This window comes from Streptomyces sp. NBC_00820 (assembly GCF_036347055.1).
Taxonomy (GTDB): domain Bacteria; phylum Actinomycetota; class Actinomycetes; order Streptomycetales; family Streptomycetaceae; genus Streptomyces.
On the sequence record NZ_CP108882.1, the window covers coordinates 7,950,287 to 7,966,824 of the forward strand.

General features: G+C 68.8%; 15 protein-coding genes and 3 pseudogenes. 8 read left to right on the forward strand and 10 right to left on the reverse strand.

Annotated features, from left to right (window positions below; translation table 11 throughout):
- Positions 1-8: 8 nt before the first annotated feature.
- The 7 genes from OIB37_RS35565 to OIB37_RS35595 form a co-directional block, all read right to left on the reverse strand.
- Complete coding sequence (locus OIB37_RS35565; RefSeq protein ID WP_330461706.1) at positions 9-320, reverse strand: hypothetical protein; 312 nt, start codon at positions 318-320, stop codon at positions 9-11.
- Entirely contained in the window at positions 275-811 is a 537-nt protein-coding gene (locus OIB37_RS35570; protein ID WP_330461707.1) for an LLM class flavin-dependent oxidoreductase, read from the reverse strand. The genes OIB37_RS35565 and OIB37_RS35570 overlap by 46 nt, the downstream gene beginning before the upstream one ends.
- Positions 795-1,385: a hypothetical protein gene (locus OIB37_RS35575; RefSeq protein ID WP_330461708.1), complete on the reverse strand. Its 591-nt coding sequence runs from the start codon at positions 1,383-1,385 to the stop codon at positions 795-797. Before OIB37_RS35575 ends, OIB37_RS35570 begins: the two co-directional genes overlap by 17 nt.
- Positions 1,382-1,738: a hypothetical protein gene (locus tag OIB37_RS35580; protein ID WP_330461709.1), complete on the reverse strand. Its 357-nt coding sequence runs from the start codon at positions 1,736-1,738 to the stop codon at positions 1,382-1,384. Before OIB37_RS35580 ends, OIB37_RS35575 begins: the two co-directional genes overlap by 4 nt.
- 30 nt (positions 1,739-1,768) lie before the next feature.
- Positions 1,769-2,416: a condensation domain-containing protein gene (locus tag OIB37_RS35585; protein WP_330461710.1), complete on the reverse strand. Its 648-nt coding sequence runs from the start codon at positions 2,414-2,416 to the stop codon at positions 1,769-1,771.
- Between the two features lie 445 nt (positions 2,417-2,861).
- The gene (locus OIB37_RS35590; protein ID WP_330461711.1) at positions 2,862-2,996 is read right to left on the reverse strand and encodes a hypothetical protein; all 135 of its coding nucleotides are present in this window, start codon (positions 2,994-2,996) and stop codon (positions 2,862-2,864) included.
- Positions 2,997-3,216: 220 nt separating this feature from the next.
- The gene (locus OIB37_RS35595; protein ID WP_330461712.1) at positions 3,217-4,539 is read right to left on the reverse strand and encodes an MFS transporter; all 1,323 of its coding nucleotides are present in this window, start codon (positions 4,537-4,539) and stop codon (positions 3,217-3,219) included.
- A gap of 142 nt (positions 4,540-4,681) precedes the next feature.
- Here OIB37_RS35595 and OIB37_RS35600 point away from each other — a divergent pair, with 142 nt between their 5' ends.
- The 3 genes from OIB37_RS35600 to OIB37_RS35610 all read left to right on the forward strand — a co-directional run bounded on the left by OIB37_RS35600 (position 4,682) and on the right by OIB37_RS35610 (position 5,898).
- Positions 4,682-5,233 (forward strand): CGNR zinc finger domain-containing protein, encoded by a 552-nt coding sequence (locus OIB37_RS35600; protein WP_330461713.1) that lies wholly within the window; start codon positions 4,682-4,684, stop codon positions 5,231-5,233.
- A gap of 216 nt (positions 5,234-5,449) precedes the next feature.
- Positions 5,450-5,773, forward strand: a complete 324-nt coding sequence (locus OIB37_RS35605; RefSeq protein ID WP_330461714.1) for an AMP-binding protein — start codon at positions 5,450-5,452, stop codon at positions 5,771-5,773.
- The gene (locus tag OIB37_RS35610; RefSeq protein ID WP_330461715.1) at positions 5,743-5,898 is read left to right on the forward strand and encodes a hypothetical protein; all 156 of its coding nucleotides are present in this window, start codon (positions 5,743-5,745) and stop codon (positions 5,896-5,898) included. The genes OIB37_RS35605 and OIB37_RS35610 overlap by 31 nt, the downstream gene beginning before the upstream one ends.
- A gap of 176 nt (positions 5,899-6,074) precedes the next feature.
- Here OIB37_RS35610 and OIB37_RS35615 read toward each other — a convergent pair.
- Positions 6,075-6,230: pseudogene (locus tag OIB37_RS35615) on the reverse strand (transposase); the annotation flags it as partial.
- Positions 6,231-6,512: 282 nt separating this feature from the next.
- On the opposite strand from OIB37_RS35615, the gene OIB37_RS35620 reads away from it, so the two are divergent.
- The 5 genes and pseudogenes from OIB37_RS35620 (at position 6,513) to OIB37_RS35640 (ending at position 13,151) form a co-directional block, all read left to right on the forward strand.
- Positions 6,513-8,384 (forward strand): RHS repeat domain-containing protein, encoded by a 1,872-nt coding sequence (locus tag OIB37_RS35620; protein WP_330461716.1) that lies wholly within the window; start codon positions 6,513-6,515, stop codon positions 8,382-8,384.
- Between the two features lie 215 nt (positions 8,385-8,599).
- Positions 8,600-8,998: a DUF6193 family natural product biosynthesis protein gene (locus OIB37_RS35625; RefSeq protein WP_330461717.1), complete on the forward strand. Its 399-nt coding sequence runs from the start codon at positions 8,600-8,602 to the stop codon at positions 8,996-8,998.
- Positions 8,999-9,247: 249 nt separating this feature from the next.
- The gene (locus OIB37_RS35630) at positions 9,248-10,453 is read left to right on the forward strand and encodes a hypothetical protein (RefSeq protein ID WP_330461718.1); all 1,206 of its coding nucleotides are present in this window, start codon (positions 9,248-9,250) and stop codon (positions 10,451-10,453) included.
- A 246-nt stretch (positions 10,454-10,699) separates the two neighbouring features.
- Positions 10,700-11,644, forward strand: a pseudogene (locus OIB37_RS36410) (RHS repeat-associated core domain-containing protein); the annotation flags it as partial.
- A gap of 490 nt (positions 11,645-12,134) precedes the next feature.
- Entirely contained in the window at positions 12,135-13,151 is a 1,017-nt protein-coding gene (locus tag OIB37_RS35640) for a hypothetical protein (protein WP_330461720.1), read from the forward strand.
- 658 nt (positions 13,152-13,809) lie between these two features.
- Here the strand turns inward: OIB37_RS35640 and OIB37_RS35645 are convergent.
- Positions 13,810-14,547 carry an alpha/beta fold hydrolase gene (locus tag OIB37_RS35645; protein ID WP_330461721.1) on the reverse strand — a complete coding sequence of 246 codons (738 nt, stop codon included), beginning with the start codon at positions 14,545-14,547 and terminating at the stop codon, positions 13,810-13,812.
- 138 nt (positions 14,548-14,685) lie between these two features.
- Positions 14,686-15,557 (reverse strand): annotated as a pseudogene (locus OIB37_RS36415) (transposase family protein).
- Between the last annotated feature and the right edge of the window lie 981 nt (positions 15,558-16,538).

Here is a 16,538-nt window from a genome sequence, read left to right on the forward strand (position 1 = left end):
CCGCAACGTCAGTGCAGTCTCCCGTGTTCCAGGTCGATCACCCCCTCGGTCGGCCGTTCGAACGCGGCGAGGTCGGCGGCCGCCCGCTCGGGGTGTGCGCCGCTGGCCGGGAAGGTGGGGTCGAGGATCACTGTCTCGGCGCCCAGTCGGTCGAGCAGGACGAGGTGGTCGTGGATCTGCTCCAGGGTGCCCGCGCCGAGCACCCGCCCGGCGGGCTGCGGCCGGCAGGTCAGCCGCAGCTTGATCCGCGGGGCGAGCGCGGGAGCCGGCTGCCCTAACCGCTTGGCTGTGTCGGCCAGCGCGGGAAGCCCGAGGTGCACCAGCCAGTCGGCGCTGACGGAGGTGGGATGCCAGGCGTCGCCGTAGTGGACGGCCCGGCGCAGGGCGCCCGCGCCGTGCCGCCGATCCAGACCGGGGGCACGGCGGGCTGCACCGGCCGGGGCCCGGTGTGCACGGGGCCGAACCGGACGAACTCGTCGTTGTGCGCGATGATATCCTGCGACCAGAACGCCTTCATCACCCGTAGATACTCGTTGCTGCGCGCGCCCCGGCGCTGGTAGGGCACCCCGAGGGTGGCGAACTCGCCCGGCGCCCGGCCCGCGGCGGCCCCGAAGACGAACCGGCCGCCGCTGAGCTGGTCGATGTTTGCGACCTGCCGGGCCACTTGCAGCGGCACCTCGGGCGTGCGCGCCATGTGGTCGGACACCATCAGCTGGAGGTAGCCCAGCTCCTCCATCCGCCGGGCCCAGTCCAGCGTGCTCGAAGAGGTGGCGGCCGGACCGTAGTTGGGCAGGTCAGCGCCGAACTTCATGAGAGTCTCCGCTTCGCTCCGATCCCGGATCCGGTCGTCCGTCCGGGTCCAGGTGGGCCGCGCTGCGGTGCCCGAGCAGATGCAGCGTGCAGGCCACAGCGGCCACGGCCGCGGCCGCCAGCGGTAGTTGGTGCGGTGGGATCCCGGCGGACAGCGCGGTCCCGCCGAGGGCGGCGCCGACCGAGCCGCCGAGGTAGGTGGCGGAGCTGTTCAGCGCCAGGACGGCCGCGCCACCGGACGGCCTCAGGCCCAGCAACCAGTGCTGCTGCGGCACCACGAATGCCCAGCCGGCCGTGCCCCACAACACCAGCAGCGGCAGCACGGCCGCGCCGCTCAGCAGCGGCACCGGGGCGAGGCACAGGGCGTGCGAGGCGAGCAGCACGCCCGCCATCACGCCCGCCAGCACACCGGGCCGGCCGGTGCGCGGTGAAGCGGGCCGCGTGGCCAGGACGGCCACGACCGTGCCCGCGAGCGTGTCGGTGGTGAGGCCGACGACCGTGCCGGGGCTGATACCGCGCCGGGCCAGATTTGCCGCGGCCGAGCGGACCAGACCGCGCAGCTCGCCGTAGGTCACGGCGCGGCCGTTCTCCTCCACGGCGATCGAGGCACCGGGGCGTTCGGCCAGGCGGTGCGCACCCAGCGGCGCAGGTCCGGGTGGGGCGGGCGGCGCCAGAACCCGTCGCGGGCCCAGGGCTCGGCGACCGAGGCGTTCTCGAAGAGCTCGCGCAGGAGCGCGCCAGGGTGTGCCACGACCCGCTGCAGTAGGCCGGTCAGCGAGTCCGCCAGTGCAGAGGCCAGTGGTTCGGGCAGCAGCTCGCGGTCGTGCCCCAGCTCCAGCTTCAGCCGCCAGCCGTCGGGTGCTGGGGTGACGCCCAGCCAGAGGTCGAACTTCGCGGTGCCGTTGCCGTGTTCGCGTACTGGGCGCACGGCGGATCCGGGCTCGGCGCCGGTCGCGTCCTACATGGCGAGCATGCAGGAGAAGACGGGGTTGCGGTCCGGGGAGGTGTGGCGCACGATGCGGTCGAAGGAGACCGCCGCCTGTGAGCGCACCCGGTCCGCCTCGGCCTGCACTGTCTTGCAGACGAAGGCGCCGACGGATTGGTCCCAGGAGATGTCGATGATCAGCGGCAGCGTGTTGACGAAGTAGCCGCACAGGTCGAGCGAGCCCAGGGTGCGGCGGGCCATCACCGGGCTGCCGAAGACCACCGGCGTGGTGGCTGAGTGCCGGGCGAGCAGCGCCGCGTAGACGGCGGAGAAGAGGACGAACGAGCTGACGTCGAGGGCGGAGCCCATCTCGTCCAGGGCCCGGGAGTGCTCCGCGGACAGCCGGATCTCGCGCCGTACGCCGGTGAAGGCGGTGCCGGCGGGCCGGTTCGGCCGGGGGTTGAGCACGGTGGCAGGCACCGTGCGCAGCCAGGCTGGGAGTTCGGCGGCGGCCTGCTCGACGCGCTCGGCGTCGAGCTCTCCGCGTACGGCACGGGTCGGGCCGCATACGAACTGGCGCAGCGAGCAGCCGTTGAAGACGAGGTGGTGCGCGACCAGCAGGAGCGTGGCGCCGGAGCGGTTCCTGGTGCGCAGCAGGACGGCCCGCAGCAGGGGGAGCACGCCAGGTCGAAGGCGTGGTCACCGAGTTCGGCGAGCAGCGCGCGCCGTGCGTCGAAGTGCGCGGTGTCCGTGACAGCGATGGTGAGCGGGGCCGTGACCGGGATGGAGCCGGGGACGGCGTGCGGGGCGGGCCGTTCGCGTACGGCGAGGCGCAGCGCCGGCTGGACCGCGGTGAGCGCCGACCCCAGGTCCTCGGGGGCGAGTGCCGGGTCCAGTTCCAGCTCGGCCAGGACGTTGTAGAGGTGCGGGACCGGAACGGTGCGGTGGACAACGAGCAGACCCTGCTGGGCGACGGTCAGCGGCACGGTGACGAGCTGCGGCGCGACGGTCATCGCAGGCTCTCCATGGGGCGAGCAGACCGCGCAGCCACTGCCGCAGATCCGCGACGGTACGGACCGTGGCGAGGGCCGCCGGATCGATTTTCTGGTCCGGGTTGGATATCAGATCACTGGCGATCCGCACGACGGAACAGGGAATCCAATCCGACTTCGGCCAGCAGGCAATGTTCCTGGAAAGGTACGTACGTACCTCCTGATCCCGAATCGATGGCGCCGCCGGTCATGTCCTCCGTACGGTTCATTCTGCAGACTCCTCGGGCCGCGGTCCCTTTTCCTGGCACGCCACAGATGATTCAGGAATGTGCGAACAGGGGTCAAGGATGGCCGGAGGAGGTCATCAGAAGACTTGATGACCGGTAGTCCGCGGAAGGGGCAATAGAAATGCTCAATGACCCAATCGAATAATATGATGGGGTCATTGAGTCATTCGATCGGGCGGCGCGGAAAGGCAGGAAGAGCGGGTTAACCGCGTTCCTCGCCGAGCGCCTGGGCGAGCGCGGAGCGGGTCAGGACTCGCAGGAAGGGCAGGACGGTGACCGCGACGGACGCGGCGAAGACCAGGAACGCCAGGCGCAGCCCGAGCCACTCGGCGAGCAGGCCCATCACTCCGGCGCCGACGGGCATGGCACCCCAACTGAACAGGCGGGAGACGGAGTTGTAGCGGCCGAGCATCGCGTCGGGCACCAGGCGCTGGCCGATCGTGCGGGCGTTGACCGTCCACAGGATGCCGCCCATCCCGCCCGCGAAGGCCGCGCCGGCGACCGCCCACAGGCTGGTGGTCAGCGTGGGCACGGCCATCATCGCGAACGTGCCGGCCAGGTCGGCGAACATCACCCAGCGGCGTCCGAAGAACCGGTTCACCCAGGTCACGGCAAGAGCGCCGGCCAGGCCGCCGATGCCGAGGGCGCTCAGCACCGCGCCGTACTCGCGGGGGCTGAGCCGCATCACGGTGGTGGCGAACAGCGGCATGAGCGCGAGCCAGGCTCCCCAGCACGCGCACAGCACGGTCAGGATCAGGGACATGGTGCGCAGCAGGGTGTTGCGCCACAGGTGGCGCAGTCCGCCGGCGATCTGCCGGTTGACGCTGTCGCGGGCCTGCGGGGCACCGGCGTTCCGGGCGGCCCGGAACCGTCCGGCGAGCAACAGCAGGACGAGCGCGGCGGCCAGGTACGACACCCAGGTCACGCCGAGCGTGAAGCCGGTGCCGGCCGCGAGTAGCAGCCCGCCGACGAAGGGGCCGCAGAACTCGTTGCAGACCGTCTCGGCCCCGGCGATCCACGCGTTCGCGCGCTCCCGGCCCTGTGCCGGGATCAACGCCGGGATCAGGGCCGATGCCGAGGTCAGGGCGATGACCTCGGCGATCCCGAGCACGGCGCCGACGGCACACAGCATGGGGATGGTGAGCTCGCCGCCGGCCGCGGCCTGGAGGAGCGCGCCGAGCGAGAGCAGTCGCAGCGCGTTCGCCGCCCACAGCAGGCGCCGCCGGTCGGCGCGGTCGACCAGGGCGCCGACGTGCAGGGCCACCAGGAGCCAGGGCAGGGACAGGGAGAGGGACACCGCGGAGACGTGGGCCGGGGAGCCCGAGGCGCGGGTGGCCAGCATCGGAAGGGCCATCTTGGTGACGCCGTCCGCGAGGTTGGTGACCGCGGTGAAGACTAGGAGGGTGACGGTGTTGCGGGTGCCGTGCTGCGCGTCGAGGTCCAAGGTGCGCCCGGATATGTGCTCCGTGGCGTGTTCTGCGAGGGCCATCGGCGCCCCGGCGGCCTCGAGGGCTTGGTCACTCATCGGTCTTTCCTAACCATCTAACAGCTTTGCTGGTGAGTGCTGAGGGCGCAAGTTTGGCATGGCCGGGCCACGTCCGCTACCCGATAAAGGCGTTAGCCGGTTAGTTGGGTGTACGCTGGAACCCCTATGCGAGGAGGCGCCCATGCTCGATGCCCCGGCTTCGGCCCAGCTGATTGAGGCCTTCGCCAACACCGTCGACGTGGAGCTCGGCACCGACGAGCTGGACACGCCTGGCAAGCTCTCCGCCTGGCTCGCCGAGCGCGGACTCCTCGACCAGACCCGCCGGATCGGCGCCGAGGACCACGCTCTGTGCCTGCGCCTGCGCACCGGCATCAGGGAGGAGTTGGGGGCCAACGTCGGCTACAGCTCCGACGCGGAGCTCCTCGTCGGAGCTGACGCGGCCCTGAGTGAGCTGCCGGTGCTCATCACGGTCCGCGCTGGCACCCGCGCCGCCGCCCTGACCCCGACCCCCGGCCTGTCACCGGTGAGAAAGGCCCTGGCCGCCCTCGCGATCGCCTGGAGCGAGCTGCTCGTCACTGGCGAGTCCGCCCGCCTCAAGCGCTGCGCCGAACACGCCTGCGCGTGGGTTTTCTGGGACGTCTCCAAGAATCGCAGCCGCCGCTGGTGCTCCATGCGCGTCTGCGGCAATCGCAACAAGGCCCGCCGCTACTCTGCAAAACAGCACATGTCATAAAGCGATGTTCCCCGTGCAGGGCCGTCGACGACAAATAGGGGATTCGGAACCTCTATGGTTCGACGAGAACGGACGACGGCACCCTTGACGCGTTTCGGCCGAAGGTAAATACCATTCCTCACAATGCCTCGACGGATATTTTCATCTCCCTGTTGCGAGGCTGCGAGCCGTTCCGCAGTCATGCGACGCGTCACGGCAGAGGGCCGGGCCTCATAAATGCCACCAGGATCATGTACGACTGGTTCGCCGTCTCCGTCGCCGAGCACGGCGACGGAGACCACCCTCGAAGTCGCCGGGGATCACCTGACCTACGCCGAACTCGACGCCACTGCTCGCCGGCCGGCGGGTGAGCCGGTCGCCGGACGCGGCGGCGTCCCGGTCCGGGTGGGCCTGCTGGCGGCCCGGAGCACCGCCGCCTACGCCGGTTACCTCGCCGCCCAGCGGCTCGGTGCCACGGTCGTCCCGCTCAACCCAGCCTTCCCGCCCACCTGCCCACCCGCAACGCCGCCATGGCCGCCGACGCCCGCCTGGACCTGGTGATCGCCGAGGAGGACGCCCCGGGCCACACCGAACTGCCCGTCCCGGTCGTCCGGCTCACCGCCGCGCAGATGGTGACGCCTTTTGACTGCGATCTTTGCTGCCCGCCGTACTGCCCGCCTGCGTAACCTCACCCTGACCGGCCTTGCCGCCACCGGTGCCGCGGCTGCCGCTGTGACGCTGATGCCGACGCCCGCGTTCGCCGCCCCGGCGCCGCAGACCACCCACCCGGTCACGGCCGTCTCCCACCACACGCACACCGCCTCCCACGCTCGTGCCGGATGCTGGGGACGGAATCCCAGAGGACTCCCACAGTTGAGTTCTCGGTCCTGTCCGCAGTGCCGGAGTGCTGGCGCTGGACACCGGCCGAGATGGTGCCCTTCTTGATGAATCCGGTGTCATCGATGATCAAGACGTCTTCCAGCGTGCCGAGTTGTTCTTCGGTGTAGGTCTGCAGGTCGTGCGGAGTCGCCCTCGGCCGCCTCGGCCGGCACGTCGACCGCCCGCTCCACGTCGGCCGCCTTGCCCTGTCCGTCGACGCGCTGCACCCCGTCGCGACCGCTTTCCCGAAGCAACCGTTCTCCATCGGGCGCTGGGCGCCGGTACCGCGGGCGCGCACCTCCGTACGCGGGCTCCTCCGTCGTTGTAGGCAGTGGAACTACAAGCGTATGTGCATGACTACCTGTCACTCGTTCTGACTACCATGCGTTCGCGGGTGCGACAGGGAAGGGTGTTGACGGGGATGGGCTATACGCTGCCGGGCTGGCTGGATCAGGTCCTGGACTTCATAGGAATCAACTTTCCGAACGTCGACGAGGACGACTACCGCGAGATGGCCGACGCCATGCGGGACTTCGCCGACAAGTTCGAGGGGCACGGGGCCGACGCCCACAAGGCGGTCGAGCGCATTCTCGCCTCATCGCGGGGCTGGGCCGTGGGGGCGATGCAGTCCCACTGGTCCAAGGTCAAGACGGGGCACTTGGACAAGATCCCGGAGCTGGCACGACTGTTCGCCGAAGCCTGCGATGTGGTCGCGGACATCATCTTCGGGATGAAGACCAAGGCTGAGGCCGAACTCGCTGTCATGGCGGGCTCGGTGGGTGTCTCGGCCGGGCTGGCCGTCGCCACCGGCGGCTTGTCGGCTCTGATCGGAGCCGCCGAGGTCACGGCGATGCGGCAGATGGTGAAGCGCATCATCGACGAGGCCGTGGACCAGATTGTGGACGAGCTGATAGCCCGGGTCACCGCGCCGGTCAATGCCAAGCTGGAGGCGATGGTCGAGGACGTGGTCCTGAACCTGGCGGAGAGTGCATTCTCCCTGCCCCCGGACCCGGGCGGACACGGCGGCCACGGACACGGTGGCATGAAACTGGCCTCCGCAGGCGATGCGGGCGGCCTGATGCCCGCATCCTCGGGTGAGGGGTCAGGGGGCGTCGACCTCTTCATCGACCACGAGGAGTTCGAGAGTGGGGCAGGCAAGGTCTCCGCGCACGGCAGCGAACTGCACCTGGCCAGCTCCTCCCCACTCGGACGTGCGCGGAGCGCCTTCGGCCGAAGCAAGGGCAGGGACCCTTTCACCCAGGCTTTCGATTCGGTACTCGAGGGAGCACTGCGCGGTTCCGAGAAGGCCCTCGCGAAAGTTGCCAAGCATGTCACCGAGACCCTTCCGGACCGGGTGAAAGCCACTTCCCGGTTGCACAAGGGCGTCGATCTGCACGTCCGCAGCGAACTCGACGGGATCGACCTCGCCAGGGCCGGCAGGAGGGGAGAGCACCGGCACCGAGTACCGGGGGCAGAAGACGGCCTTGGGACGGACTCCGGGAATCTGTCCAAGCAGGCCCGGGCCATGAACACCAAGCAGCTGTGCGGCGACCCGGTCGACATGGCCAGTGGCCAGATGGTGCTGGCCCAGACCGATGTCGACCTGGCCGGCGTCCTGCCGCTCACCCTGCGCCGCACCCATCTGACCGGTTACGGAAGCGGACGCTTCTTCGGGCCGTCCTGGTGCTCCACTCTCGACGAACGCCTCGAGGACAGGAGCGGCTCGTCGCAAGGCGTGCGGTGGTACCGCGAAGATGGCTCGATGCTCGTCTACCCCCGTCTGCCCGACCTCGTCGGTGACCAGGTGCAGCCGGCCGAAGGGGAGCGCGTACCGCTGACATACGTCACGGACGGCGCGACATACATCCTGGCCGTGCGGGAACCGCACACCGGCCTCACGCGCCTCTTCGAGCGGTCCCCCGCAGGAGGCGATGTGTGGTGGCTCACCAGCATTGAGGACCGCAATCACAACACCCTCACCATCGAACGTGCCGAGGACGACACCCCCACCGCCGTCACCCACACCGGCGGCTACCGAGTCCGGGTCGACGCCGCGCCCGGCCACCGTCGTGTCACCGCGCTGCACCTGCTGACCGACGACGGTCCGCTGCGTCTGCGGGACTTCGGCTACGACGACGTGGCCGACCTGGTCGAGGTACGCAATGGACTGGACGCCCCGCTGCATCTCACCTACGACGCCGCGCACCGCGTCACCGGCTGGCGGGACTCCCACGGCACCGCATTCGCATACGACTACGACGACCGGGGCCGCGTCGTGTCGACGGTCAAGTAATTCCCCACGGGTCTCATCTTCGGCTTCACGTAATTCCCCACCCCTGTCCGCACGTCTGGAGGCGAGCGCTTGGGCGAGAACTTTGCAGACCGGGACGACCCCCTCGGTCGGAGCTTCGATGACGGTCTTCTGATAGCCCGGATATTCGCTCGTGCGGCATAGCGCTCCCGGCCTCACCGCGCCCACCCAACCTGGCCGCAGTGGAGAATTCGAGCATGACGACGGACGCTTCAGGCACAGACAAGGTGGAAGCGGCATGGCAGGAGCTGCTCGACTCCGACCGGGCGAGTGCTGAGTTGGTTGCGGCGGCGTACGCCGAGCCACGGCTACGGCAGCTCTTCCCCTGGGTTGGGATGTGGGAGCTGCACTTCAGTCGCTGCACTGAGCAGCGTTGGACATGGGACGTGCCCTACATCGGCCCGACAGCAGCCGGCCCGGGCCACGCCGGGCCGTACTACGTTGAGGGACCTTCGCGGACCCAGAAGATCGGGAGAGCTGATACAGCCCAGGAGGCGATCGCGATGGTCGTGGAGCGACTGCCGTCCAACTGCGGCCCCGCGTTCAACGGCACGCCCGAAGAGCTGGCCGTGCATGAGAGTGGAAGAAACCTGTGATCAACCGGAGTTGTCGACCGCGGGGGTGGTTCTGACGGCCCCGGCCCACCAGCGCTCGGCCACCGAGCAGGCTGATCCCGTTGCTGCGGGACGGGCGGTGAACCGATGCATGATGACGGGGTTCTACCAGCCCGCTTGGCCGAGGCAGAAGGCGATAGCGGACGTCGGTGTTCCACCTCTAATCGGTAGCGCCCACGATACGGACTCCGGGATCCCCATGGGGAAGGTCGTGAACTTCTGGCTGGGGAATTGCGTGAGCGTCCACACGTCGTCGCCACTCGCGGCAGCGACGGCATCCTCGACTCCCGGATCGACTACGGCGAGGCGGACGCCGACGGCGCGACGACCGTCACCTACACCGATTCCCTCGGCCACTCCACCGTCTATCGCGCCAACTGGCGCGGTCAGATCGTCGCCGTCACCGATCCGCTCGGAGACACCGTCACCCAGCGATGGGACCGCTACGACCGGCTCCTGAGCCGCACCGACGCGGCGGGCGCCACCACGGAATGGACCTGGGACGAGCACGGCAATCTCACGGCCGTCCGGGAAGCCGATGGCGCCGTCACCACCGCCGAATACGACGAGTGGGGCATGCCGGTCGTCATGACCGCGGCGGACGGGGCCGTGTGGCGGTGCGCGTACGACCGGGCCGGCAACCACGAAGAACTGATCGCACCCGACGGCACGGTCACCCGCTACTCGCACGACGAGCGTGGCGGCATCACCGCGATCATCGATGGCCTTGGCTCCACGGAGACGTTCCAGCCCGACACGGCGGGGCTGCCGATGACACGCACCGACGCCCTCGGCCACGTCTGGACCATCACCCGCGACGCGTTCCGCCGCCCGACCTCGATCACCGATCCGCTCGGTGCCGTGACCCGCCTGGAATGGAACACCGAGTGCCGGCTCGTCCGCCGGACGGAACCCGACGGCGCCGAACAGACCTGGACGTACGACGGCGAGGGCAACCGCCTCAGCGAGACCAACGCCAACGGCGGCGTCACTCAATGCACATACACGCACTTCGGTCTGCTCGCGGCCCGGACACTGCCCGGTGGCGCACGGTACGAATTCGCCTACGACACCGAGATGCGCCTCACCGAGGTCCGAAACACCGCCGGGCAGTCCTGGACCTACGCCCACGACGCGGCCGGCCAGGTGGTCCGCGAGACCGACTTCGACGGCCGAACCCTTGTCTACACCCACGACACGAGCCGTCGGACAATCGCACGCAGCAATCCGCTGGGACAGACCGTCACCCAGCATTACGACTCCCGCGGCCACCTTGTCGCCAAGGACGTCGACGGCACCGTCACCTCGTTCACCCACGACCCGACGGGCAGGCTCCTGAGCGCCGTGTCCCCTCAGGGATCACTGGAGCTGGAATGGGACTCGCAGGGCCGAGTCACCGCCGAGACGGTCGACGGGCGTACCCATCGCTACGCGTAAGACGCCGTGGGCCGCCGCACCGGCCGCACGACGCCCGGCGGAACGGTCACCACCCAGGAGTACGACGCGGCCGGCAACCGCACGCACATGCGGCTCGCGGGCCGTCCGCTGAGCTTCACCCACGACGTCCTCGGCCAGGAGCTCACTCGCACCTTCGGCCCGCCCGACCGGGCGGTCACCCTCGCCACCTCCTGGGACTCCTCCGGCCGCGTCAGCGAGCAGAACCTCGGAGTCCGGGGGCGCACGCTGCGTGCCCAGTCTTATTCCTACCGCCCTGACCGACACCTGCTCGCCGTCACCGACCAACTCACAGGTGACACGGCATCGTTCAGCCTCGATCCCGACGGCCGCCCCACCGGCGTCGACGCCCGTGACTGGAGCGAGCGCTATCTCTACGACACCGAGGGCAACCAGACGGAGGCCCTCTGGCCCGACCGGGCACCGCATCCGGACGCGCGCGGCCCCCGCGACTACGACGGAACACGACTGCGCTCCGCCGGCTCGCTGCACTACACGTACGACGCGGCCGGCCGCGTCACCGAGCGCCGCCGCAAGCGCCTGTCCCACAAGCCCGACATATGGCGCTACACCTGGGACGCGGAGGACCGTCTCACATCCTGCACTACCCCGGACGGCGTGCTGTGGACCTACAGCTACGACGCGTTCGCGCGCCGTACCGCCAAGCGTCGTCACGCACCGGACGGGACAGTCGTCGAGGAGACGGTCTTCTCGTGGGACGGCGGCCGCCTCTCGGAGCAGACCGACAGCGTCACCCGGACCACGTTGACCTGGGAATACGACGGGATGCGGCCCTTGGCCCAGGCCGAGACCCGGCAGACGGCCGGCGCCGGGCAGGACACCGACTCCCGCTTCTTCGCGATCGTCACCGACCTGATCGGCACCCCGACCGAACTCGTCGACGAGAGCGGCAACGTCGCCTGGCGCAGCCTGGCCGGCCAGTGGGGCGCCACCGCCTGGAACCGCGACGCGACCGCCTACATCCCGCTGCGGTTTCCGGGCCAGTACGCGGACCCCGAGACCAGGCTCCACTACAACCACTTCCGCCACTACGACCCCGAGCCGGGCCGCTACATCACCCCGGACCCGCTCGGACTCGATCCCGCACCCAACCCCGCCGGTTACGTGGACAACCCGGCGACCATGTCCGACCCGATGGGGCTTGCGCCGTGCATGGGCGCCATGGAGGACATGGCGGTGCAGATCAACAACCTCAAGAAGCCAGGCATACCCCGCGAGAAGCAGACCGTCGCGCTCATTCACGCGCGGACCCCGAACGGCCCCGTGACCTTTGTGGCAGGCACCAGCAAGAGCAAACTCACCAAGGAACAGGTGAAACTGGCCAAGGAGCTGGGGCTCGTTCCGTTGCCCAATGACCAGTATCTGAAGATTCCCGTGGGAGAGGAGGGGGGCCATGCGGAGCAGAACATCCTGCACTTCCTGCACCGGAGGAATGAAGCGGAGGGCGCTGCCGGTTGGCTGCCCACACACGGGGCCGCATCGAACTCCGTGTGCACGAGGTTCTGCGCACCGATCATCCGAGGCACCGGCGGAGCTATGTTTGGGCTGGTGCACGAGCACACCCACGGAACCCAACAGAAGCAGTTCTACTGGCCTGCGCGGCACTCCCCACACTGAACCGCACGCAGAAGGAAGCAGATACATGTCCCCCACCCACCTCACCGCCGAGCTTCTCAGCGCGGAGGAACTGCCCGGGTACGGCGAGAGATTCTCGTGGTACGACGCCTTTCAGACACGCGGTGGTGCGAACTGGCTGGTGACGCAGGCTGAGGGTGAGTTCGTCGTGGGACGGGTCTCCGACGACCCCTCTTGCGTGCTCGGCGAGCGACGCCGGTGGCCGTCACCACTGCCTGAGGGACAGTACGGCTGTGTCTCCCCGCTGCCCGACGAGGGTCTCGCCGTCTGCGGCAACGGTGCCGTGACGGTGTACGCCCCCGACGGGCGCGTGCGCTGGACACGCGAATTCGCCGCGTGGCCGCTCGGCGCCGGTGCCTCTCCTTCCTGCGTCGCCGACCCGGCGGGGGAGCGCCTGCTCGTGACCGTCCCCGGGCCGGGGGGCGGGGTAGGGGAGTACCCCGGTGACCTGTGCGTCGCCCTGGATCTTTCCGACGGACGGCCTGTGGCGAACGCGCAATTGCCTTCCGCCTCGGCCGGTTACTCCTTCAAGCAGTCGCTCACCCTGCCCTCGCAGCTGTTCCTGGACGCCCTGCAGGGGGACACGTTCTACTCGTTCTCCGTCATGGCACACGGCGGCGAACTAGGCGTGAAGCGGGTCGGTCTGCCGACGGGAATGATCGCCGGCGTGAGCCTCGCAGGAGCCTTCCTGCAGACGGATGTCGGCGGGGAGTGGCTGGGCCGCTACGAGCCGCGGCGACCGGACGTCCTGGTGGAGGCGGAGGAGGTCCTGCCGGACGACCTTCGGTTCGTCGGCTACCGGACCGGATTTCTCGACACGGACCGTGTGCTGGTTGCCGTCGCAGAGGAGGAGGAATCAGAGGAGAACTGCCATCTGACCCTCGACGGGTACACCCTCCAGCCGCTCGCCGAGCTCGACTACCCCGGTACGGCGTGCTTCGACCCGATTGCCTTGGGCGACGGCACCTGGCTGACGGTGGAGGGGGACGTGGTCCGCAGGTGGCGGGTGTCCGGCACCGCGTGACCGGGTGGCAGTGAAATGGTCCGGATCTTGGTCCCTAGCGGCTTGCGCAATGTGCTGTTGCTGAACGGGGCCTTTTCGGACCGACGCTGTGTTAGGCAGTGCGACGAATCGGATTGTGCTGTGGCTCTCCCCGTGCGCCGAGCGCGGCCGCCGGATTCAGTTGTCCGGGCGGCGCTGGGCAACGGACGCGCGGTCGGCGTCCACATCACCTTCAACAGGCGTCCCGACGTCACCATCCTCGAAGCGGAGGCCCACGAGCCGTTCATCCCTCACATTCCTAGGACCGGGTATGAGTTGATGCTGTCCAACGACCGCGCGGTCCAGTGACGCGTCGCCCAAGTCCGGTTGAATCAGAACAGGGGGAACATTGCCAAGAATCTGCTGTACACCTGGCGGCATGATGCTCAGCGACCTCAGCCTGCTGATGGCACGCTGACAAGACGGCGGCCTCAGCTATGAACGCTTCCGCGCCGATTCCTTGGTGGCCTCACTTCAGTGGCCGGATGATGTCCTCGAACAGTTCCTTTCGACCACGGCGGTAACGCCGCCTTCGTGCGCGACTACAGGTGTCCGACGGGTCGTTCGGACGGCCTGGTGGCCTTGCGTCGCGCAACCGCTCGGAAGGCTCGGGCGAACTCCTGGCGAGCGTAGCCCCCGGTCAGCGAGCGATCTCGTCCAGCAGCGATGCCAGTTCGATCGGCCGGGAGAACATCGGCCAGTGCCCGGTCGGCAGGTGGCGTAGGTCCATTGCGGCCATCGGTTCGAAGACCGGGTTGCCGGTGTCGGCCAGCATGCGCACCTGTTCGGGAGTGAACGTCGAGGCGATCACCGAGCACTGCGCGTCCGGCGGCACCGTAGGCCGGTTCAGGGGGCGAGTGGCGGTCGCGAATGGCTGAGGTGTGGCCAACTCGACCATGAGCGCCAGTTGTTCATCGGTGATTCCTGCCAAGTTGCCTGGATCCGCTGCCGGGTCGAACGGCGGTACTGGCAGCTTCCAGCCGTCCCCATGTTCCGCGACCTGCTTGCGCCACTCCTCCTGCTTCTGGGGCGGATTGAAGTCGATCACAGCCATGCCGCCGGGCAATGGGCCGGCGTCCACGTACACGATCTGTGCGATCCGCTCCGGGATCCGGTCTGCGGCACCCGTAACCGGCAGGTTCGCTCCGCTGTGCCCGACCAGCACCACGTCCCTCAGATCGTTGTCTTCGATGAGACGGACGATGTCATCCACGTGCGTGTAGACGTCCACATCCGGGGTGGCCTCGGCTGCCCGGTCGCCCAGGCCGGTCAGCGTGAGCGGGTAGACGTCATGTCCCGCCGCCCTCAGCTCCGGTGTCACTTCTTCCCATGCCCACGCTCCGAGCCAGAACCCGGGAACCAGAACGATCTCTGCCATGGATACTCCCATTGCGCGCTTGCCCTGCGGTGTTGGACGCCAAGCTAGGCACGATGGCGGACACCAGTTGTCCTAGATGTGGGTGGCAACGGCGTCTTTCTGAGCAGTTCGAAACGCCGCCACCGGAGACTTCGGGATTCACGGACGGCGCCGGAGGCGTACGGCAGCAACGGTCACAGTGCCGTGAAAGACGTATGCCCTCTTGGCGAAGCGTGTTGCCACGGCCCGGTTGATCTTCAACCGGTTGATCAGCCGCTCGACTTCGTTTCTGCGGGCGTAGTTGGGCCAAAGCTGGCGGGCCTGCCGCCGTGGCTGCCACGGCGTTGGCGGTGGGCTTGCTGGTCACGGCGTTCGGGGATGGTGTGCTTGATCTGTCGACGCCGCGGGCGGTTGCGGCGTGATGAGTAGGCTTTGTCGCCGCTGAGATGATCGGGCCGGGTGCGGGGATGGCCGCCCGCCGGCCGGGGCACGCGAATGCGTTCCAGGACCGGGATCATCTGTGGGCAATCACGCCACTGCCTGGCGTGACCAGCAGGGCCAACGCCCGCAGGCCGCCCTCACCGGCCAGATGCCATCTGTTCGACCACCACCGTTGGTCTTTCCTGGATCTCCCACAGGAAATGCGCAACCGTCGCCCTCGGGTGTGATCCCGGCCCGTGATCGCGGCGGCGATTCGGTCGATGGGCAGGAGCGTCCCGCCCAGGATCACGTACGCCTTCGTCGACGTCACTCGGTGCCGCTTCGGTGCGGGTGGGGGCGAGGGCGGCCAAGAGGTTGACGGCCTCGGCGATGTATCGGTAGGCGGTGGTGGTCGTGCCGGTCCCGAATCCGGCCGCGAGCTGGGCGTAGGGCTGACCGTTGCGCAGGTGGGCGAGAGTGAGCAGGGCCTGTCGGCCTGCGTTCAGGCGCCTCCATCGGGTTCCGAGAGCGCGGCGGTGTTCCCTCAGGCGAGCAGTGAGAAAGCGCAGGCCAGAGCCGGACACGTCGACGCCGGGCGGGTAGACAAACATGCGAAGCCTCTGGTGGAGACGGTTCTCTTGGTCGAAAACCCATCCACCAGGGGCTTCATCTGTCTGTCACCCCAACTGCCCAGCTGGCATGTGAGGTTGCAAAGAGCTCAGTGTGTATGGAACATCCCTGGCGTTGCTGAGCGCGGTACTCGGGGACGGAACCAGGCCCGCCGAAGGATCGCCCTCCCTGGTGCACGGAGCGTGGCGCGCGGCCCAGGAGGCCATCGGGTGTCGGGTGCGCACTCCTTCGTTGCGAGCGCGCCGCTGACCACCGCGTCGCCGGCCGGCCCCACCAGTGATCGCCTCGACGGGCCGGGGCGGTACCAGCCACCACGCAGGTGTCCGCCGGTGAGGCAGGTCGGGTCGTCGCCGTCGCGTGCCGCGCGCAGCCAAGGCGTCTCCCAGCACTGCTTCTCGGCCACGCCTTTCGGCCGACGATGCACACAGTCGCCCCCCTGCTGGAGGAATAGTCAAGACCTGTGGAAGGTGCCTGTTGTCGGCGTACTCGTCGAAATGTCCAACCGGGTACGGATGAACGTGCTCAGATGTTCAGGCGCCAAGCCATGGGCTTTCTCTGTGGGGAGGTCTCGGACGGGCTCGTGGTGCGATCCGGAAAGAGGGAAGATCACCCCATGATGCGAGGTGCCTTCGACGACGTCCCCGTGACCGCACTCGTCCCTCTCCTGGAGCCTGCGGATGTGGACTCCTTGAATCAGGCGGCCGGCACGGTCGACACGGCTCGTGCTGGTAGAGACACGGCGGATTGGGAGTGGGCCCTGGAACATGCGGCCTTCCCGGGCACACGGTCGGGGGCGCCGATCGTCCTTGGGCTGGATGTCATCGAGCACGCAGAGGGAGGCGACCAGCTGGAGTTTCTGCTCCAGGTGGTGTGGACCGACCTGGGCCGGCTCGCGGTCGACGCGGCGGTGAACGTGGCCTTGCTGGTGCGAGACCGATCACGCCACCCACGACAGCGAAGCC